Source organism: Nocardioides koreensis (assembly GCF_039531775.1).
In the GTDB taxonomy this organism is placed as follows: domain Bacteria; phylum Actinomycetota; class Actinomycetes; order Propionibacteriales; family Nocardioidaceae; genus Nocardioides; species Nocardioides koreensis.
This window is the reverse complement of sequence record NZ_BAAAQR010000007.1, coordinates 64877-84801: the sequence shown is the minus strand read 5'-3', so window position 1 is coordinate 84801 and position 19925 is coordinate 64877. Positions and strand designations below refer to the sequence as shown.

Annotated in this window: 18 protein-coding genes; 1 reads left to right on the top strand and 17 read right to left on the bottom strand. The window is 73.3% G+C overall.

What is annotated here, in order from left to right; genetic code table 11:
* Positions 1 to 20: 20 nt before the first annotated feature.
* From ABD268_RS12610 to ABD268_RS12565, 10 genes are all read right to left on the bottom strand, one after another.
* Positions 21 to 392 (bottom strand): hypothetical protein, encoded by a 372-nt coding sequence (locus ABD268_RS12610; RefSeq protein ID WP_344152382.1) that lies wholly within the window; start codon positions 390 to 392, stop codon positions 21 to 23.
* Between the two features lie 154 nt (positions 393 to 546).
* Positions 547 to 2115, bottom strand: coding sequence for a signal recognition particle protein (ffh, locus tag ABD268_RS12605; RefSeq protein ID WP_344152379.1), 1569 nt, complete (start codon positions 2113 to 2115; stop codon positions 547 to 549).
* Between the two features lie 54 nt (positions 2116 to 2169).
* The gene (locus tag ABD268_RS12600; RefSeq protein ID WP_344152377.1) at positions 2170 to 4389 is read right to left on the bottom strand and encodes a [protein-PII] uridylyltransferase; all 2220 of its coding nucleotides are present in this window, start codon (positions 4387 to 4389) and stop codon (positions 2170 to 2172) included.
* 9 nt (positions 4390 to 4398) lie between these two features.
* Positions 4399 to 4737, bottom strand: a complete 339-nt coding sequence (locus ABD268_RS12595) for a P-II family nitrogen regulator (protein ID WP_344152374.1) — start codon at positions 4735 to 4737, stop codon at positions 4399 to 4401.
* Positions 4734 to 6089, bottom strand: a complete 1356-nt coding sequence (locus ABD268_RS12590) for an ammonium transporter (protein ID WP_344152371.1) — start codon at positions 6087 to 6089, stop codon at positions 4734 to 4736. Before ABD268_RS12590 ends, ABD268_RS12595 begins: the two co-directional genes overlap by 4 nt.
* Positions 6090 to 6255: 166 nt before the next feature.
* Positions 6256 to 6594 (bottom strand): P-II family nitrogen regulator, encoded by a 339-nt coding sequence (locus tag ABD268_RS12585; RefSeq protein WP_125038818.1) that lies wholly within the window; start codon positions 6592 to 6594, stop codon positions 6256 to 6258.
* Complete coding sequence (locus tag ABD268_RS12580) at positions 6591 to 7964, bottom strand: ammonium transporter (protein ID WP_344152366.1); 1374 nt, start codon at positions 7962 to 7964, stop codon at positions 6591 to 6593. Before ABD268_RS12580 ends, ABD268_RS12585 begins: the two co-directional genes overlap by 4 nt.
* 260 nt (positions 7965 to 8224) lie before the next feature.
* The gene (gene ftsY / locus ABD268_RS12575; RefSeq protein ID WP_344152363.1) at positions 8225 to 9361 is read right to left on the bottom strand and encodes a signal recognition particle-docking protein FtsY; all 1137 of its coding nucleotides are present in this window, start codon (positions 9359 to 9361) and stop codon (positions 8225 to 8227) included.
* Between the two features lie 23 nt (positions 9362 to 9384).
* Complete coding sequence (locus tag ABD268_RS12570; RefSeq protein WP_344152360.1) at positions 9385 to 9630, bottom strand: hypothetical protein; 246 nt, start codon at positions 9628 to 9630, stop codon at positions 9385 to 9387.
* Positions 9631 to 9792: 162 nt separating this feature from the next.
* Positions 9793 to 10233, bottom strand: coding sequence for an acyl-CoA thioesterase (locus tag ABD268_RS12565; protein WP_344152358.1), 441 nt, complete (start codon positions 10231 to 10233; stop codon positions 9793 to 9795).
* A 42-nt stretch (positions 10234 to 10275) separates the two neighbouring features.
* Between ABD268_RS12565 and ABD268_RS12560 the strand changes: the two genes are divergently transcribed.
* Positions 10276 to 11058, top strand: coding sequence for a hypothetical protein (locus ABD268_RS12560; protein WP_344152355.1), 783 nt, complete (start codon positions 10276 to 10278; stop codon positions 11056 to 11058).
* Between the two features lie 59 nt (positions 11059 to 11117).
* Here ABD268_RS12560 and smc read toward each other — a convergent pair whose 3' ends face one another.
* The 7 genes from smc to rpmF all read right to left on the bottom strand — a co-directional run bounded on the left by smc (position 11118) and on the right by rpmF (position 19898).
* Positions 11118 to 14687 carry a chromosome segregation protein SMC gene (smc, locus tag ABD268_RS12555; RefSeq protein WP_344152352.1) on the bottom strand — a complete coding sequence of 1190 codons (3570 nt, stop codon included), beginning with the start codon at positions 14685 to 14687 and terminating at the stop codon, positions 11118 to 11120.
* A 193-nt stretch (positions 14688 to 14880) separates the two neighbouring features.
* A complete protein-coding gene (locus ABD268_RS12550; RefSeq protein WP_344152349.1) occupies positions 14881 to 16128 on the bottom strand; it encodes an MFS transporter in 1248 nt (415 codons plus the stop codon).
* A gap of 44 nt (positions 16129 to 16172) precedes the next feature.
* Complete coding sequence (locus tag ABD268_RS12545; protein WP_344152346.1) at positions 16173 to 17672, bottom strand: LVIVD repeat-containing protein; 1500 nt, start codon at positions 17670 to 17672, stop codon at positions 16173 to 16175.
* A gap of 61 nt (positions 17673 to 17733) precedes the next feature.
* Positions 17734 to 17940, bottom strand: coding sequence for a hypothetical protein (locus ABD268_RS12540; RefSeq protein WP_344152343.1), 207 nt, complete (start codon positions 17938 to 17940; stop codon positions 17734 to 17736).
* Between the two features lie 75 nt (positions 17941 to 18015).
* Positions 18016 to 18942, bottom strand: a complete 927-nt coding sequence (mutM, locus tag ABD268_RS12535; protein WP_344152340.1) for a bifunctional DNA-formamidopyrimidine glycosylase/DNA-(apurinic or apyrimidinic site) lyase — start codon at positions 18940 to 18942, stop codon at positions 18016 to 18018.
* Between the two features lie 16 nt (positions 18943 to 18958).
* Positions 18959 to 19792 (bottom strand): ribonuclease III, encoded by an 834-nt coding sequence (gene rnc, locus ABD268_RS12530; protein ID WP_344152337.1) that lies wholly within the window; start codon positions 19790 to 19792, stop codon positions 18959 to 18961.
* On the bottom strand, positions 19713 to 19898 hold the full coding sequence (gene rpmF, locus ABD268_RS12525; protein ID WP_135080093.1) for a 50S ribosomal protein L32: 186 nt from the start codon (positions 19896 to 19898) through the stop codon (positions 19713 to 19715). Before rpmF ends, rnc begins: the two co-directional genes overlap by 80 nt.
* Positions 19899 to 19925 lie beyond the last annotated feature (27 nt).

The following is a 19925-nucleotide window of genomic DNA, read 5'->3' as shown; positions in this document are numbered from 1 at the left end:
GCCCGGACGCTACCGCGGGCTCAGTCCAGCTGGTCGAGCAGCCACGACGGGCCGAGCGCGATCGCGCCGAGCCCCTGCACCCGGGCCTGCAGCATCCGGTCGGCGGTGACGACCGTGACCCGGTCGCCGCGCTCCGCGGCCGCGCGGGCCTCGGCGACGATCGTGTCGTCGCCGCTGCGTGGCGCGTGCACGGTGCGCAGGTGGCCGTCGCGGCCCGGGCGCACCCCGCCCTTCGCGGCACCCTCGAGGACCAGCACCACCTCGTCGTACGGCGTGTCCGCCACCGCGAGGCCCTCGTGCAGCCGGCGCGCGGCGCCGGCCCGGTCCTTCCACCAGCCGTCCGGCCGGCTGCCCACCACGTTGGCGGCGTCGACGACGAGGACTGTGGGCATCAGTGGCCGCCCTCCATCAGGTCCATCAGGTTGCTCTTCGGCTCACCGGGTCTCGACGCGCTCGCGCGACCTCGTTCCTCGGTCGCGTCGCCTGCTCGACCTGGCCGCCCCCACGCCGTGCACTCGCTCCGCTCGTGCACGGCTGGGCGGCTCATCACTTCAGGAACTTGGAGAAGTCCTTGGGCAGGTCGAGCGCGGCGGCGGCCTTCTCGTAGTCGACGTCCTCGCCGGCGGGCGCACCGAACGGGTTGCCACCGGAGGCGGCCTTCTCCTTCTCCGCGGCGGCCTGCTGGGCGGCCTTGGCCGGGTTGCCGGAGCGCTTGGCGCCCTTGCCCTTCTTGGGCTGGGCCTTGGTCTTCCCGCGCTTGCCGCCCACCCCCGGCATACCCGGCATCCCGGGCATCCCCGGCATGCCGCCACCGCGGGCCATCGACATCATCATCTTGCGGGCCTCGAAGAACCGGTCGACGAGGCTGTTCACGTCGGAGACCTGGCGGCCCGAGCCCTTGGCGATCCGGGCCCGGCGGGAGCCGTCGATCATCTTGGGGTTGGCCCGCTCGGCCGGGGTCATCGACTGGATGATCGCCTGGATCCGGTCGATCTCGCGCTCGTCGAAGTTCTCGAGCTGCTCGCGGAACTGCCCCATCCCGGGCAGCATCCCCATGATCTTCGACATCGAGCCGAGCTTGCGGACCTGCTGCATCTGCTCGAGGAAGTCGTCGAGGGTGAACTCGCCACCCTGGCCGGTCAGCTTCGCCGCCGCCTTCGCCGCCTGCTCCTGGTCGAAGGCCTTCTCCGCCTGCTCGATCAGGGTCATCACGTCACCCATGTCCAGGATGCGCGAGGCCATCCGGTCCGGGTGGAAGAGGTCGAAGTCGGTCATCTTCTCACCGGCGGAGGCGAACATGACCGGCTTGCCGGTGAGCGAGGCGATGGAGAGCGCCGCGCCACCGCGGGCGTCACCGTCGAGCTTGGTGAGGACCACGCCGTCGTACCCGACGCCCTCGAGGAAGGCCTGCGCCGTGACCACGGCGTCCTGGCCGATCATCGCGTCGACGACGAAGAGGACCTCGTCGGGCTGGACGGCGTCCCGGATGTCGGCAGCCTGCTGCATCATCTCGGAGTCGATGCCGAGGCGGCCGGCGGTGTCGACGATGACCACGTCGTGCAGCTTGCGCTTCGCCTCGTCGATCGACGCCCGGGCGACGCCGACCGGGTCCCCCACCCCGTTGCCGGGCTCGGGGGCGAAGACGGGGACGCCCACGCGCTCGCCGTTGACCTCGAGCTGCTTGACGGCGTTGGGGCGCTGGAGGTCGCAGGCGACCAGCATCGGGGTCTTGCCCTGCTCCTTGAGCCACAGCGCCAGCTTGGCCGCGAGCGTCGTCTTGCCGGCACCCTGGAGGCCGGCGAGCATGATGACGGTGGGGCCGCTCTTGGCGTACCGCAGCCGGCGGGTCTCGCCGCCGAGGATGTTGACGAGCTCCTCGTTGACGATCTTGACGATCTGCTGGGCCGGGTTGAGGGCCTGGCTGACCTCCTCGCCGCGGGCCCGCTCCTTGACCGCGCCGACGAACTCCTTGACCACGGGCAGGGCGACGTCGGCCTCGAGCAGCGCGATCCGGATCTCCCGGGCGGTCGCGTCGATGTCGGCGTCGGACAGCCGGCCCTTGCCGCGGAGGTTCTTGAAGGTGTCGGCGAGCCGGTCGGAGAGTGTGGCGAACAAGTCGGTCCTCGTCAGTCGTACGTCGGCCGGGTGGCGGCCAGTCGAGGGTCAAGCCTAACCGGCGTCGCCCGAGAGTGCGGCGCGCACGGCATGGGCGGCCTCGGCGGCCCGGGCGTCGCCGAGCACTCCGGCCGAGTCCTCCTGGAGGTAGAACACGTCCACCGCCTGCGGACCGAGGGTGTCGACGTGGGCGGAGCGGACGGCGATGCCGAGCCGGGCCAGCACCGCGCAGACGAGGTAGACGACCCCGGGCCGGTCGGCCGCGCGGACCTCGAGCACGGTCGCGTGCGCGGAGGCCTCGGGGCGTACGGCGACCGTGGGCGCGAGCGTGTCGACGTCGGCGGGACGCAGCCGGCCGGCGGGATCGAGCCGACCCTCGACCACGGCGTCGTACCGCTGGCGGAGCACGGCGGCGTCGAGGTGCTCCCCGGCGACCTCCCACACGGAGAGGCCGTAGCCGTCCTGCGCCCAGGCGCGGGCCGCCCGCACCGGGATCCGCTGGAGCGCGAGGACGGCCGCCGCGTCGGCGAGCAGGCCGATCCGGTCCGGCGCGACCACGGTGACCCGCGACCCGTCAGGCACCGCGTCGACGGTGACCGAGGCCGCCCCGCGGAGCACCTCCGGAGGGATCGCGACGTCGTCGGCGACCACCCTCGGCGGGCTGGCCCCGGCGTCGAGCGCGGCCGCCGCGCGCCGGGCGAGGTCGCGGACCAGCCCGGCCCGCCACCGTGTCCAGGCCTTGGCCGAGGTGGCCCGGGCGTCGGCCTCGGTCAGCGCGGTCAGCAGCGACAGGGCCTCGGCACTGCCCACGCCGGCCGCCACGAGGTCGACGGTCGCGGGGTCGTCGGGGTCCCGCGTGGTGGCGGTCTCGGCGAGGAGGAGGTGGCGCCGGGCCAGCGTGCCGATCAGGTCCACGGCCTCGGTGTCGAAGCCCATCCGGGTCGCGATCGCGCGGGCGATCGGCTCCCCGGCGACGCTGTGCTCGGTCAGGTCGCCCTTGCCGATGTCGTGGAGCAGCGCCGCCACCATGAGGACGTCGGGCCGGGCGACGCTGCGGATCAGCGCGGAGGCCTCGATGCAGGTCTCCACGACGTGCCGGTCGACGGTGTACCGGTGGATCGCCGAGGCGTGCGGGAGCAGCCGGATCCGCTCCCACTCGGGCAGCACCAGGGCCAGCGCACCGGTCTCCTCCAGCGTCTCCCAGACCGGCAGCAGCCCGCGACCGGACGCGAGCAGCCGCACCAGCAGCCGGCGCGCCTCGGCGGGCCAGGGGTCCGGCAGCGGTGGGGACTCGCGGACCAGTCGGGCCGCGGTCGGCGGCGCCAGGAGGGCGTCGTTCTCGGCCGCGGCGGCGCAGGCCCGCAGCAGCAGCACCGGGTCCTCGGCCGGCCGCGCCCGTCCGTCGAGGACCACCTCCCCCGACGACAGGGCGACGCCGGGTGCGAGCGGGGTCAGCGCGGGGCGCCGCGCGCCGCGCGTCGCCGGGCGCGAGAGCACGCCGTCCACGCGCCGCCACGTGAGCCGCGACAGGTGCGTGATCCGGCGGCCGAGCTCGCGCACGTGCACCTGCGCCGCGCGTGCGTCCGGCAGGTCGAGGCCCGCGGCGAGCTCGGGCCACATCTCGGGACCGACCCGGTCGGCGGCGCGCCCGGCGAGCGCCTGGACCACGTCGCGGACGTCGAGCAGGGCCAGGCGGGTGCGCTCCAGGTCGGCGTGCGGCACGTCCACCAGCCAGGTGGCCACCAGGGCCTTGAGCACGGTGGCGTCCCGCAGCCCTCCCTCGGCCTCCTTGAGGTCCGGCACCGAGAGGTGGGCCAGCTCCCCCACCAGCGCGTGCCGGGCCCGGACCAGCTCGCGCAGCGCCGGCAGCTGGTCGCGGGCCTGGCGCCGCCAGTGGGCGAGCATCGTGGTCCGCAGCCGCAGGGTGAGGTTCGGGTCGCCGGCGAGGTGGCGCAGGTCGAGCAGCCCCAGGGCCACCCGCAGGTCTCCCCCGGCCGCGGCCACCATCTCCGGCAGGGTCCGCACCGAGTGGTCGATCTTGGAGCCCGAGTCCCACAGCGGGTACCACACCCGCTCGGCGACCTCACCCAGCCCGACCCCCTCGTCGGAGACCAGCACCAGGTCGAGGTCCGAGTGCGGTGCCAGCTCCGAGCGGCCGTACCCCCCGACGGCGACCAGCGCCACCCCGGTGTCCGGGCCGCCGCACTGCTCGTACGCCGCCGCGCACAGCGCGTCGGCCGCGGCGGTGCGCTCGGCGCGCTCGGGGGCGGTCACGGCGACCGGTCAGATCGCGGCGTCGTCGCGGTCGCCGGTGCGGACGCGCACGACCGACTCGATGGGGGCGACCCAGACCTTGCCGTCACCGATGCGCCCGGTGGCCGCGCTGGTGACGATGGCGTCCACCACCGCGTCGGCGTCCTCGTCGTTGACGACGATCTCGACCCGGATCTTCGGGACCAGCGCGATGTCGTACTCCGCGCCGCGGTAGACCTCGGTGTGCCCCTTCTGGCGGCCGTAGCCGCTCACCTCGCTGACCGTCATGCCGGTGACCCCGACGGTCTCGAGGGCGGCGCGGGTGTCCTCCCACTTGTGCGGCTTGATGACGGCGGTGACCAGCTTCATGGACGTGGTTCCTCTCGCTGCTGGGTGAAGGGACCCAGGATCCCGTGTCCCGCCGAGCGGGCCCCGGCGGTGGCGTGCAGGTCGTAGGCGGTCTCGGCGTGCACGACCAGGTCGATGCCGCTGACCTCGTGCTCCTCGTCGATCCGGAAACCGAGGAGCTTGTCCACGACGATGCCGATGATGCCGGAGACGACGAAGGCGTAGACCAGGACCACGCCGCCGCCCAGCAGCTGGCGACCGAGCTGGTCGACCCCACCGCCGTACAGCAGCCCGTCGACGCCGGTGGGGGCAGCGGCCGTCGCCAGGAGCCCGATGCCGAAGGTGCCGACCAGTCCCCCGACCAGGTGCACGCCGACCACGTCGAGGGAGTCGTCGTACCCGAACCGGTACTTCAGGCCGACGGCCCAGGCGCACACGACGCCCGCGGCCGCGCCCATCACGATCGCGCCGACCGGGGAGAGCGAGCCGCAGGACGGGGTGATCGCGACGAGGCCCGCGACCATGCCCGAGGCGGCGCCCAGCGAGGTGGCGTGGCCGTCGCGGAGCCGTTCGAGCACCAGCCAGCCCAGCGCGCCCGCCGCGCCGGCGACCAGGGTGGTGGTGAACACCACGGCGGCGGCCTGGTCGGCGCCGAGCGCGGAGCCGGCGTTGAAGCCGAACCAGCCGAACCACAGCAGCCCGGCGCCGAGCATCACGAGGGTCAGATTGTGCGGGCGCATCGGGTCCTTGCCGAAGCCGACCCGGTGGCCCAGCACGAGCGCGAGGGCCAGCGCCGAGCCGCCCGAGCAGATCTCCACCGCCGTGCCGCCGGCGAAGTCCACCAGGCCGACCCGGTTGGCCAGCCAGCCGCCGACGTGGTCACCGGAGGAGAAGTCGAAGACCCAGTGCGCCACCGGCGCGTAGACGAGCAGCGTCCAGACGGCGACGAAGACCAGCCAGGCGCCGAACCGCGCCCGGTCCGCGATCGCGCCGGACACCAGCGCGCCGGTGATGACGCAGAAGAGGCCCTGGAACACGGCGAACAGGATGAGCGGGACGGTCGAGTCACCGTTGCTGTCGGGCGACATCAGCTGCCCGAGGCCGGCGTACTGCGCCGGGTCGCCGAGAAGGCCGCCACCGAGGTCGTCACCGAAGGCCAGCGAGTAGCCGACCAGGACCCACAGCACGGTGATGACCGCGAGCGACCCGAAGGTCATCATCATCATGTTCAGCACGCTCTTGGAGCGGACCATGCCGCCGTAGAAGAGGGCCAGGCCCGGGGCCATCAGCAGCACGAGGGCCGAGGCTGCCAGGAGCCAGGCGGTGTCACCGGTGTCGAGGGCGGCGGGCGCGGCAGCGGCGAGGGCGGTCATGGGCGCCCAGCCTCGCCAGAGCCTGTTACGGACGCCCGCCGGATTTGTTTCGGTCGCGTTAACGAGTCGGAGGGGCGGCGCATGCAACGCGGTGCCCACGGCTCTGGTGCGGTGCTGCGGCACCGCGGTAGGGGCGTGGACACCGCGTCACATGGGGTGGTTGTCCTCAGAGGGCCGCCTCGTCGCGGTCGCCGGTGCGGACCCGGACGACGGTCTCGATGGGGCTGACCCACACCTTGCCGTCCCCGATCCGGCCCGTCTGGGCGGTCTTGACGACGATGCCGACCACGTCCTCGGCGTCGCCGTCGTCCACGACGATCTCGATCCGGATCTTCGGGACCAGCGCGATGTCGTACTCGGCTCCCCGGTAGACCTCGGTGTGGCCCTTCTGGCGGCCGTAGCCGCTGACCTCGCTGACGGTCATGCCCGTCACGCCGAAGGTCTCGAGGGCCTCGCGGACGTCCTCCCACTTGTGCGGCTTGATGACCGCGGTGACCAGCTTCATGCCGGTGCTCCTTCCGTGACCGTCGACTCCTTGACCGTGCCGGTCGCCAGGACCGAGCCGGGGCGGCGGGCGCCGCCGGGACCGAAGAGGTCGTACGCCGACTCGCCGTGCTCGGTGAAGTCGATGCCCTCGACCTCGTCCTCCTCGCTGAGCCGCCAGCCGATCGTCGCCTTGATGGCCAGGCCGACGAGCAGCGTCCAGAAGCCGGACCACACGATGGCGAACAGGGCGGTGAGGACCTGGATGACCAGCGGCTTCAGGCCGCCGCCGTAGAGCAGCCCGTCGACGCCACCGGGGGCGGAGGCGGTCGACACGAGGCCGATGAGCACCGTGCCGACGATGCCGCCCACCAGGTGCACGCCCACCACGTCGAGCGAGTCGTCGTACCCGAGCTTGTACTTCAGCCCGACCGCCCAGGCGCACAGCGCACCGGCGGCCACGCCGACGAGCAGGGCGCCGTACACGTCGACCGCGCCGCACGCGGGCGTGATGGCCACGAGGCCCGCGACGATGCCGGAGGCCGCGCCGAGCGAGGTCGCCTTGCCGTGCATGACCCGCTCCACCGCCAGCCAGGCCAGCATGGCGGCGCAGGTGGCCAGCGTCGTGTTCATCCACGTCACGCCGGTCTCGGTCATGAACTGGGCGGTGTCCTTGGCGCCGCCGTCGCCGGCGAGGAACACGATCGAGCCGACGTTGAAGCCGAACCAGCCGAACCACAGCAGGCCCGCGCCGACCATGGTCAGCGTCAGGTTGTGCGGCCGCATCGGCTCGGTGCCGAAGCCGAGCCGCTTGCCGATGAGCAGCACGAGCACCAGGCCCGCCATGCCGGCGTTGATGTGGACGACCGTGCCGCCGGCGTAGTCCTGCGGCACGATGTTGGCGACACCGTCCGCGAAGCCGAACAGCCTCGCCGACAGGCCGTCGGGGTTGGCGCCGGAGAGGAAGCCGCCGCCCCACACCATGTGGGCCAGCGGGAAGTACGACAGCGTGATCCAGATCGGCAGGAACACCATCCAGGCCGAGAACTTCACGCGGCCGGCGATGGCGCCGCTGATCAGGGCCGCCGTGATGACCGCGAACGTCATCTGGAATCCCACCGCGATGTAGCTGCCCCAGTCCACGCCGTCGAGCCCGAAGGCGTCGAAGGGGTTGGCGAACAGGGTCGCGACGTCGCCACCGGCGAACGACATCGACCAGCCCCACAGCACGTAGACGATGCCGATCACGCCCATGGCGGAGAAGGACATCATCATCATGTTCAGCACCGACTTCGACCCGCTCATGCCGCCGTAGAAGAGCGCCAGCGCAGGCGTGGTCATCATCAGGACGAGCGAGGTCGCCATCAGCATCCAGGCGTAGTAGCCGTCCACAGAACCTCCAAGGGTTTCGATCCTTCGAGGACGGAGCACTCCCGCCGAGCCCGTGATCTCGACCGCCGACCGCGCTGTCGGCCAGGGCTCCCGCCCCATTGCCCGAAACCTTCGGGGGCGCAGGTTTCGACGTACGCCGCCGCGTGTTGCGGCCAGGAAACGAGTTCCGGGGTTGTGTTACTTCGGTGTGAACGACGACGGGCCCCGCGCCGTGCGCGGGGCCCGTCGTGGGCGTGGTTCAGCTCGGGACCGCTCGCTGCTCAGGAGCCCCCGAGCAGCGCGTCCACGAAGGCGGCGGCGTCGAACGGCGCGAGGTCGTCGGCGCCCTCGCCGAGGCCGACGAGCTTGACCGGTACGCCCAGCTCACGCTGGACGGCGACGACGATGCCGCCCTTGGCGGAGCCGTCGAGCTTGGTCAGCACGATCCCGGTCACGTTGACGACCTCGCTGAAGACGCGGGCCTGGATCATGCCGTTCTGGCCTGTGGTGGCGTCGAGCACGAGGAGGACCTCGGTGACCGGTGCCTGCTTCTCGATGACCCGCTTGACCTTGCCGAGCTCGTCCATCAGGCCGGCCTTGTTCTGCAGGCGCCCGGCCGTGTCGACGATGACCGTGTCGGCCTTGGTGTCGATCCCCTCCTTCACCGACTCGAAGGCGACGCTGGCGGGGTCGGTGCCCTCGGGACCGCGCACCACGTCGACCCCGACCCGCTCGCCCCAGGTCGCCAGCTGCTCGACCGCGGCCGCGCGGAAGGTGTCCGCCGCGCCGAGCACGACGCTGCGGTCCTCGGCGACCAGGATCCGGGCGATCTTGCCGACCGTCGTGGTCTTGCCGGTGCCGTTCACCCCGACGACGAGGACGACACCGGGGGTGCCGTCCGCCCCGCTGACCTGGAGCCGGCGGTCCATGTCGGGGTCGACCAGGGCGATCAGCTCCTCACGGAGCACGGTCCGGGCGTCCACGGTCTGCCCGCCCTCGACCCGCAGTCGGGTGCGCAGCTTCTCGACGAGCTCCTGGGTGGGGGCGACCCCGACGTCCGCGGTCAGCAGGACGTCCTCGATCGCCTCCCAAGTGTCCTCGTCGAGGCGGTCGCGCGAGAGCAGGGACAGCAGGCCGCGGCCCAGCCCACCCTGCGAGCCGGCGAGACGCTGCCGGAGCCGGACCAGCCGGGAGGCGGTGCCCTCCGGCTTCTCCAGGACGGGCGCCTCGGGCACCTCGACCGCGGGGGCCGTCTCGGCCGGGGCCTCCACCTCGGTGGGCGGCGGCGCGATGACGTCGGTGCCGCCCGTGGGGGCGGGGGGCTGCTTGCGGCCGCCCCGAACGAGCAGCCCGACACCCGCGCCGATGGCGAGCACCGCGACGACCGCGATGAGGGCGATGAGGTACAGGAGGTCCATGGGCGCAATCCAACCAGAGGCGGTCAGAACACCGGGCCGGTGTCCTTCCGGGCGGCGGCCGGCCGCTCGGCGCCCCGGCGCGGGGTCTCCTCGGAGGCCGTCCCGTCCACGTTCTCGATGGTCGGGAGGGCGTCGGCCGCCTTGGTCATGGCCTCCCCGAGCCACGGCGCCGCCGGCACCTCCTCGCCCCGGTGCGGGAAGGCCGCGAACGTCACCACCAGGACGGCGAGGACGACGATGGCGAGCATCACGAGGGCGATCAGCAGCATGAGGTGTCCTCCGGGGAAGGTGGGTCGGGTTCGGCGTACCCCGAATTCCACGGTCCCACACGCCACCAGCGCGGCGTGCGGCACCCGGCCCGGGCTTCCCGGCCCGGTGGCCGAGGTCACGGGGGTACGACGCCCCGGGGGGTACGAAGGGGCAGGGGTGGCTCAGCCGCGCAGCAGCGGCTCGACCGCGGCCCGGACCACGTCCGGCATCGGCGTGACCGGGCGGGCCGGGTCGGTGTTGTCGACGTACACGTGCACGAACCGGCCCTCGGCGGCCGCCTCCTCACCCTCACCCTGGAACAGGCCCACCCGGTAGACGACGCTGGACGTGCCGACCTTGTCGACGACCACCCCGAGGTCGACGGGCTCGGGGTAGCCGACCTCGGCGAAGTAGCGGCAGGAGACCTCGGCCACCACACCGATCGCCGGCAGCTCCCGGATGTCGACCCCGATGGCCTCGGCCAGGTGGTTGTTGACGACGGTGTCGATCAGCTCGAAGTAGCGGGCGTTGTTCATGTGCCCGTAGACGTCGATGTCGGCCCAGCGGGTGGTGACCCGCTCCCATCGGACGTAGTCGGCGCGGGTCGGGATCGAGCGGGTCACGGCGCCGAGCCTAGGGGATGCCTCACCTCCTAGGGTGTCGGCGTGCTGCCTTCCGAGCGCGTCCTCGACCTCTTCGCCGTGCCCGGTGACGTGCAGCCGTTGCCGGGTGGGCAGGGCGCAAGCGTCCGGGCCGGCGACCTGGTCCTCTCCCCCGGCCGCGACGCTGCCGTGTGCGCGTGGCTCAACCCGGTGCTGGCGCGTCTGGCGGTGCGCCTCGACGAGCGGCCGGGCCGGTCGCAGCGTGGCCTGCGCATCGCGATGCCCGTCCCGGCGCGCGACGGCGAGTGGGTCGTCGATGGCTGGGGAGCCAGTCGCTGGGAGCCGGGCACCACGTCGTGCTCCGAGCTCGACGTGCTGGTCGCGTCCGGTCGGCTGCTGCACGCCGAGCTCGCCGACGCGGTGCCGTCGAGACCCGAGAGCCTGTCCCGCCGCGAGGACCGGTGGGCGCAGGCCGAGCGGGCGGCGTTCGACGGCCTGCCCTCCGGCGCCGACCTCGTAGGCCGCCTCGCGGACCTGCGCGACGACACCCCGCTCGGCCCCGACCAGCTCGTCCACGCCGATCTCGCGGGCAACGTGCTGCTCGACGCGGCCGGCGCTCCGGTGATCCTCGATGTCTCGCCCGCCTGGCGCCCGCCGCGCTGGGCCGAGGCGGTCTGCATCCTCGACGCGGCGATGTGGCTGGGGGCACCTGCCGCCCGCCTTCGTGACTGGGCCGGCGGAGCCGCCCGCCAGGCGATGGTCCGGGCCGCCCTGTTCCGCCTGCTCAGCGACACCGATCCACCGCTCGACCGCTACGAGGACGTGCTCGCGCCGGTGCTTTGCTGAGTCGTCAGCGACGACGCCGGCGACCGGCCCGTCTGCGCGCCCGTGGGCCAGCACGGCGGTCAGGCCGGCTCGGCCTCCCGCAGCCGCTGGCTGATGACCGCCGAGACCCCGTCACCGCGCATGGTCACGCCGTACAGGGCGTCGCCGACCTCCATGGTCCGCTTCTGGTGGGTGATCACCAGCAGCTGGGAGTTCTCCCGCAGCTCCTCGTAGATCTCGAGGAGGCGGCCGAGGTTGGTGTCGTCGAGCGCGGCCTCGACCTCGTCGAGGATGTAGAACGGCGAGGGCCGGGCCTTGAACAGCGCGACCAGGAACGCCACGGCCACCAGGGACCGCTCGCCTCCGGACAGCAGCGAGAGCCGCTTGACCTTCTTGCCGGGCGGGCGGGCCTCGACCTCGACGCCGGTGGCCAGCATGTCGTGGGGGTCGGTGAGGACCAGCCGACCCTCGCCGCCCGGGAAGAGGCGGGCGAACGTCGAGTCGAAGGCCCTGCTCACGTCGGCGTAGGCCTCGGTGAAGACCTGCTCGACCCGGGTGTCGACCTCCTTCACGATGTCGAGGAGGTCCTTGCGGGTCTTCTTGAGGTCCTCGAGCTGCTCGGTCAGGAACTTGTGCCGCTCCTCCATCGCGGAGAACTCCTCGAGCGCCAGCGGGTTGACCTTCCCGAGCATCGCCAGCGCGCGCTCGGCGGCCCGCAGCCGCTTCTGCTGCTCCTCGCGCACGAACGGGACCGGCTCGGGCTGCTCCGCGGTCTCGTCCTCGGCCGCGTCGGGGCCGGGCTGGACCGGGATGAGCTGGTCGGGTCCGTAGTCGGCGACCAGGCCGTCCGGGTCGAGGCCGAGCTCCTCGAGAGCGCGCTCCTCGAGCTGCTCGATGCGCATCCGCTGCTGGGTCCGGGCCATCTCGTCGCGGTGCACGGAGCTGACCAGCTCGTCGTGCTCGCGGCCGAGGTCGCGCAGGCTGGCGCGGACGCTCAGCAGCTGCTGCTCCCGACCCTGCCGGGCCTGCTCGACGGCGGCGCGGGCCTCGGCGGCCCGGTGCACCGAGACCTCCAGGCGGCCCAGCACGTAGGCCACGGCGGCGCCGACCGCCTCGGCGGCGCGCCCCTCCCGCACCAGGCGCTCGCGACGCTCCGCGGCCCGGGCGCGGGCCTCGCGCTCCGCGCGGGCCGCCCGCACCAGCGAGTCGGCCCGGCCGTGCAGGGCGCGGGCACGCTCCTCGGAGGTTCGCAGCGCCAGCCGCGCGTCCATCTCCCCCTGCCGGGCGTCGCGCGCCTCCGTGGCGAGACGTTCCCGGCCGGAGGTGTCGGGCTCCTCCTCGGGTGCCTCCTCCGCACGGGTCAGCCGGGCCTCCAGCTCGGCGAGCCCGGCCAGCGCCTGGTCCCGCGCGGCCTCGGCCTTCTCGATGGCCTGCGCCAGCCGCTCGGCCTCGCCGCGGGCGGCGCGAGCCTGGGAGCCGTACTGGCCCAGCTCCTCGGCCACCGCGGCCAGGGTCGCGTCCGACTCGTGCAGCTTGGCCAGCGCCACGTCGGCCCGCTTCTGGGCCTCGAGCCGCTCGCTCTCCAGGCGCGACATGTCGAACGCCAGCCGCTCGGAGGCGGCGACCGCCTCGGCGAGCTGGTCGGCGGCCTCGTCCACGGCCGCCTGGATCTCGATCAGGCTCGGCTGGCTCGAGGAGCCGCCGGAGGCGAAGTGGGCCCCGAGGACGTCTCCCTCGCGGGTGACGGCGGTGACGTCGGGCAGGTCGGCGACCAGGCTCCGGGCGGCGGCGAGGTCGTCGACCACGGCCACCTTGAACAGCAGCCGGGCCAGGCCGGGCCGCAGCGCCTCGGGGCACTCCACCACGTCCACGGCGTACGACGCGTGGTCGGGCAGTCCGGGCCACGCCCGGTCGTGGGCGCCCGCCTCGGCGCCCAGCAGCAGGCCGGCCCGGCCGAGGTCGTCGTCCTTGAGCAGCCCGATCGCGCGGACCGCGGCATCGGCGTCGGCGACCGCCACCGCGTCGGCGGCCGAGCCGAGGGCGCCGGCCACGGCCGCCTCGAAGCCCGGACGGACCGAGAGCAGCGCGGCCACCGAGCCCAGCAGTCCGGAGACCGAGTCGGAGGCCGCCAGCAGGGCGCCGGCCCCGTCCTTGCGGTTGAGCCCCATCTCGAGGGCGTCCTTGCGGGCCAGCAGCCCGGTCCGGTCGCGGTCGGCCTGCTGCGCCTCGTCACGCGCCTTGGCCAGCCGCTCCTCGATGTCGTCGAGCAGGGCGCTCGCGGCCTCGTGCTCGGCGTCGAGCCCCTCCTCGCCGGCGTCGAGCCCGGCGACCCGGGTCTCCAGCGCGGTGAAGTCGCGCTGGGCCCGCTCGGCGCGGGCCAGGGCGTCCTCGCGGGCCAGGGTGAGCCGGCCCAGCTCGTCGTCGGCGGCGGCGGCGCGGGACTTCAGGGCGTTGACCTGGCCGTGCAGCCGGGCCAACCCCTCGCGCCGGTCGGCGGCCGCACGCTGGAGCCCGGCGATCCGGCGCTCCTCCTCGGCGGCGGCGTCCTCGGCGGCCTTGCGGGCCGTGACGGCCTGCTCGAGGGCGGTGCGGTGGCCGTCGACCTCGGCGGCGATCCGCTGCTCCTGCTCGCGCGCCCGCTCGGCCTCGGCCTCGAGCTGGTCGGGGTCGCGCCCCGACCGGGTGTCGTCGGACTCGGCGGTGCCGGTCGCGTTGCGCACCCGCTCGGCGGCCAGCGACTGGGTGCCGCGCAGCCGCTCGCGCAGCCCGGACAGGGAGAACCAGGTCTCCTGGGCCGCCGACAGCGCCGGCAGGTCCTCGCGCAGCGCGGCCTCGAGCGCGGCCTCGGTCTCGCGTGCGGCGGTGATCGCGGCTTCGACCTGCGTGCGGCGCTCGAGCAGCACCGACTCGTCGGCGAGCTCCTGCTCGAGCGAGGTGCGGGCCGCGACCAGGTCGTCGGCCATCAGGCGGGCCCGGGCGTCCCGGACGTCGGCCTGCACCGCGGCGGCCTTGCGCGCCACCTCGGCCTGACGGCCCAGCGGCTTGAGCTGGCGCCGGATCTCGTTGAGCAGGTCGGCGAGCCGGTTCAGGTTGCCCTCGGTGGAGTCGAGCTTGCGGAGCGCCTTCTCCTTGCGCTTGCGGTGCTTCAGGACGCCCGCGGCCTCCTCGATGAAGCCGCGCCGGTCCTCGGGGGTCGCGTGCAGGATCGTGTCGAGCTGGCCCTGCCCGACGATCACGTGCATCTCGCGGCCGATGCCCGAGTCGGAGAGCAGCTCCTGGACGTCGAGCAGCCGGCAGGAGCTGCCGTTGATGGCGTACTCCGACCCGCCGCTGCGGAACATGGTGCGGCTGATGGTGACCTCGGCGTACTCGATCGGGAGCGCCCCGTCGGAGTTGTCGATGGTCAGCAGCACCTCGGCCCGGCCCAGGGGCGGGCGGCCGGAGGTGCCGGCGAAGATGACGTCGTCCATCTTGCCGCCGCGCAGCGACTTGGCGCTGGCCTCGCCCATCACCCAGGCGAGCGCATCGACCACGTTGGACTTGCCCGAGCCGTTGGGCCCGACGATGCAGGTGATGCCGGGCTCGAGCGCCAGGGTGGTCGAGGAGGCGAAGGACTTGAACCCCTTCAGGGTCAGGCTCTTCAGGTACAACGCGGCTCCTCAGCATCGTCGGGGCGACGGTCTGTCCGTCGGCCCGTCACGGGGCACTGAACGAGAGCTGCCTCATCGCAGCACGCCGTGGGGAAGCTCAGCGTCGCTCACACTACCGGCCCCCTCCCCCGGTTCCGGGAATCTCCGTCGTTTCCGCCGGTCAGCGGCCGACCAGGGCGAGCCGCGGCGCGACTCAGGCCGGTGCCGGCGCCGGCTCCTCGTCGGCGTGCGCGATGTGGGACAGCTGTCCCCAGATCAGCACCACGAAGAGGGCCGAGCCCGCGAACGCGAACCAGAACGGCGCCGTCACTCCCCAGTGCTGGGCCAGCAGGCCGCCGATGCCCGACCCCACGACCAGCCCGCCGAAGACGCCGACCAGGTTGACCCCGCCGACCCGGCCCTGGAGCTCGGAGGGCACCGCCCGCTGGCGCACCGTGATCGAGGTGGTGCCCCAGATGAACGCGTGCGCGCCGAAGACGAAGAAGATCACCATCGCCACCCAGGGCCGGGTGGTCAGCGCCAGCGCCAGGTGCGTCAACGTCTCGATCAGCAGCCCGATCCGCATCAGGTCGCCCAGCCTGACCCGCCGGGTGATCCAGCCGTAGGACATGGTGCCGATCAGGCCGCCCACGGCCGAGACGGTCGTGAGCAGGCCGAAGCCGATCGCCCCCATGCCGAGGTGGCGGGTCGCGTAGAGGACCAGCACCGACCAGGCGGCGCCGAAGGTGATGTTGAAGACGAAGATGGTGAGCACCAGGGTCCTGACCGCGGCGTGGTGCAGCACCCAGCGGAACCCCTCGGCGATGTCCTGGCGGACGTGGCTCTCGGTGCTGCGGTCGCGGCCGTGGGCCGGCAGCACGATCCGGGAGACGAGCACGGCCCCGAGTGCGACGAGGACCGCCTGGGTCACGAAGGGCAGGGCCGTCCCCGCCGCGAAGAGCGCCGCACCGATCGGCGGCCCGGCCAGCTGGTTGACCGTGATGAAGCCGGTCTGGAGCCGGGCGTTGCCCACCGCGAGGTCCTCGCGCCGCACGAGCATCGGCAGCAGCGTGCTCGAGGTGTTGTCCGCGAACACCTCCGCCGTGCCCAGGAGGAACATCGCCACCAGCACGAGCCCGATGGACACCGTTCCGCTGACCACCGAGAGCGCCAGCAGGACCAGGACGGCCGCCCGCAGCAGGTCGACGGTGACCACGATCAGCCGGCGGTCGAGCCGGTCGGCCAGCGCCCCGGCGTACAGGCCGAAGAGCAGCGGGGGCAGCCACTGCAGCAGCGCCGCGAGCGCCACCAGGAGCGCGTCGTGGGTCAGGGAGGCGACGAGCAGCGGGCCGGCCGCGATGGCGATCCCGTCGCCGAGGTTCGACACCCACGACGAGGCCAGCAGCCAGCGGAAGCCGGCGCCGAGGCGCTGGGGTACGACGGTCTCGACGAGGCGGCTCACAAGCAGGCAACGCTAGCCGTCGAGGGGCCGCCCCGTCATGGGAATTACGGGTCGCGCCGGCGGCGTCGCAGCGCGACCGTCAGCGCCATCGCGGACCCGACCAGGCCCAGGGGTACGACGCCCTCGCGGGCCCGATCCGCCACCGTGCCCGCCGGCACCGCGGACGGTGACGGCACCGCACCCACCCCGTCGCCCGGCACGTCGACGGCGTACACGTCGAGGCCGCGGACCAGGTCGATCGCGTAGACCACGTTGGTCCTGGCACCGGTCTGCCGACCGTGGCCGTCGTAGACGGGGACCCACATGCTGTCCCACACCTCCGAGGCGCCCCAGACCGCGTAGCCGTAGGACTTCAGGTGCCGCGGGTCGCGGGCGTCGACGAACTGGGTGCCCCCGCCGTAGTAGCCGACCGCGACGATCCCCCCGGGACGGAAGTCGAACCAGTGCGAGGAGCAGAAGGCGCCCCGCGGCAGCGGGAAGTCGCCGAGGTCGGAGAGCTCGACCTTGTCCAGCGGGACGATGGCGGACCTGGTGCCGTCGAGACGCTTGACCCACCAGGTCTGGAAGGAGCCGGCCTGCGTGCAGTCGGTCTGCTCGTAGTCCTCCTCGGTGGTGAGCAGGACGTTGCCGTGGGCGAAGGACGGCGAGCTGCCGGGCTTGAAGGCCCGCGCGTGGGGGCGGAACGAGTTGTGCAGGATGAAGTCGTTCCAGCCCGGGTGGCGCGGGTCGGTGCCCCGGCCCGCGCGACCGGTGGTGGTGATCAGCCGGGGGTGGGTCGGGTCCGTGGTGCGCCACATGGACGCGCCGTTCCACCCCGTGTGGGTGCCGATGCCCGCGGCGTCGAAGTTCCACTTGTGGCCGGCGGTCGGCGACCAGTACGGCTGCACCCCGTCCTTCCCGGGCCGCGCGTCCACCTCGCGCGGGCGGCCGAGCCGGCGCAGGTCGAAGATCGAGAAGTGGCTGCCCTCGCCGGCGGAGTAGACGTAGGTGCAGTCGGCCTGGTCCACGCAGGCCACGGTGTGCGTGCTGGTGGTCCCCGGCGCCCGCGACAGGACGTGCGGCGCGGCGGGGTCGGTGACGTCGACGACGACCAGCTCGCCGCCGCCGACGTTGGCGTGCTGGATGTCGTCGGGCGAGGCCTGCACGGAGTCGACACCGATCAGCGCGAACCGCCGGGTGCCGTGCTTCGTCCTCCGCTCGCCGCAGTTCATCGCCTCGTTCTCGAACTGCGCGCTCGGCAGCGTGCCCGTGAGCTGCGGATGCGCGGCGTCCGAGACGTCCCAGACCCGGACCGAGTCCAGGCCGCTGGTCACCAGGATCGGCGCCGTCCGCATGAAGCAGCCGGAGATTCCGACCTGGGACGGGTTCGCGGACAGGTGCGTCACGTTCGGGCTGGAGAGCAGGGCGCTCCCCGACTCACCGGCGAGCGCCGACTGCGCGTGACGTGGACCGGTGTGGTCCCCGTGGGCGGCGGCGGGGTCGGCGACACCGAGGGTGGCACCGAGTGCGAGGACTGAGCAGGCGAGCGCGACGACGGGACGCATGGCGGCTCAACGAGCCACCGTGTCCACGGTCACGCCGTGGACTGCGAGGGTGCGCCCGGGATCAGACGGGCTGCATCTCCTGCATCGACGCGGACTCCAGGTCGAGCATCGCGGCTTGGGTGGCCGCCAGCTTGTCGTTCTCCTCGGAGAGTCGGCGGACCAGAGTCTCCAGCTCACCCACGCGGGTGCGCAGCCGGTCGTTCTCGGCCACGAGTCGCGCGGGGGTCCGCAGGTCGCTGTTCATGTAGCCGATCAGCGCCTTGGCCATGGACAATCCTCCCGGGTGGGTGGTAAACCCGCGGTGGCGGGCCGTCTTCAAGAGTCTCACCGGATCCGCGCCCGGTCAATCGACGGCAGGCAAAGCCTGGGGCAACCTGCGGCGACGCCTCGGCACGGGCTGGCAGGTCGGGCAGAAGTACGACGACCGGTTCATGAACGAGACCCGCCGGATCGGGGTCCCGCAGCGCTCGCACGGCTCACCCTCCCGCCCGTACGCGTGCAGCGAGCGGTCGAAGTAGCCCGACTCGCCGTTGACGTTGACGTAGAGCGCGTCGAACGACGTGCCGCCCTGGCCGAGCGCGTCGGACATGACGGCGCGGGCGTTCCCGAGCAGCTCGTGCACCTGCCGGGCGGTGAGCCGCTCCCCCGGGCGCTCACCGTGCAGCCGGGAGCGCCACAGCGCCTCGTCGGCGTAGATGTTGCCCACGCCGGAGACGAGGTTCTGGTCGAGCAGCTGCCGCTTGATGCCCGACGTGCGCCGTCGTACCCGGCGTACGAACTCGTCGTCGTCGAACTCGGGGTCCAGCGGGTCGCGCGCGATGTGGGCGATCTCGGGAGGCAGCTCCGCGCCCCCGGACGAGACCGACAGCCCCCCGAACATCCGCTGGTCGACGAACCGCAGCTCCGTGTCCTGAGTGGGCGAGGGACGAGCCGTGTCGAAGGGGTTGCCCTCGTCCGGGCCCTCGAGGACGAGCCGCACCCGGAGGTGGCGCTCGTCGGGGGCGTCGGACGGCTGCACCAGCAGCTGGCCGCTCATGCCGAGGTGGCCGAGGAGGGCGTCGCCGTTGTCGAGCGGCAGCCAGAGGTACTTGCCGCGCCGGCACGCGGCCTCGATCCGGCGTCCGGTCAGCGCGAGCGCGAAGCCGTCGGGGCCACGCACGTCACGGCGCACCGGGCGTGGGTGCAGCACGTCGACACGGGTGATGGTGGCGCCGAGCACGTGGCGCTCGAGGCCGGCCCGCACGACCTCGACCTCGGGCAGCTCCGGCACCGGTGCCAGCCGCGGGTCAGTCCGAGACCGCGGCGCCGCGCGCGGCCTTCACGGCCGGGTCGTCGACCCCGAGGTCGTTGGCGATCTCGCCGTACGCCGTCTCGGCGGCGGCCTGCTCGGCCTCCTTCTTCGACCGGCCCACGCCGTTGCCGTAGAGGCCGTCGCCCACCCGGACCTGGGCGGTGAAGGTCTTCATGTGGTCGGGGCCGTCGTCCTCGATGACGTACTCGGGGACGCCGAGACCGTGCTCGGCGGACAGCTCCTGCAGCGAGGTCTTCCAGTCCAGGCCCGCACCGAGGGCCGAGGCGGCCTCGATGAGCGGGTCGAAGAGGCGGTGCACGACCTCGGCCGAGACCGCGAAACCGCCGCTCAGGTGCACGGCACCGAGGACGGCCTCGACGGTGTCGGAGAGGATCGAGGCCTTGTTCCGGCCCCCGGTCGACTCCTCGCCCCGGCCGAGCTTGACGTGCTCGCCGAGGCCGATGCGGCGGCCGACCTCGGCGAGCGCGCGGGCGTTGACGACCGCGGCGCGCAGCTTGGCCAGCCGACCCTCGGAGAGGTCGGGGTGTGTCCGGTACAGCGTCTCGGTCACGACGACGCCGAGCACCGAGTCGCCCAGGAACTCCAGGCGCTCGTTGGTCGGCAGGCCGCCGTTCTCGTAGGCGTAGGACCGGTGGGTGAGGGCGCGCTCGAGCAGCTCGGGATCCAGCTCAGGGTTCCCGAGCGCCGCTCGGAGCTCGCCGTAGTTGGTCAGCGGACCGGAATCGTGATCAGAGGACCTGACGACGGTCGGCGCGGGCGCCGTACTGGCCACACTCGCCGCACGCGCGGTGCGGAAGGTGCTTGGCACCGCAGGCGGGGTTCGCACACGTCACCAGGGACGGCGCGACGGCCTTCCACTGCGAGCGACGGTGACGCGTGTTGCTGCGCGACATCTTCCGCTTCGGGACAGCCACTGTTCTCTCCTCTACCAGGACCGGGAC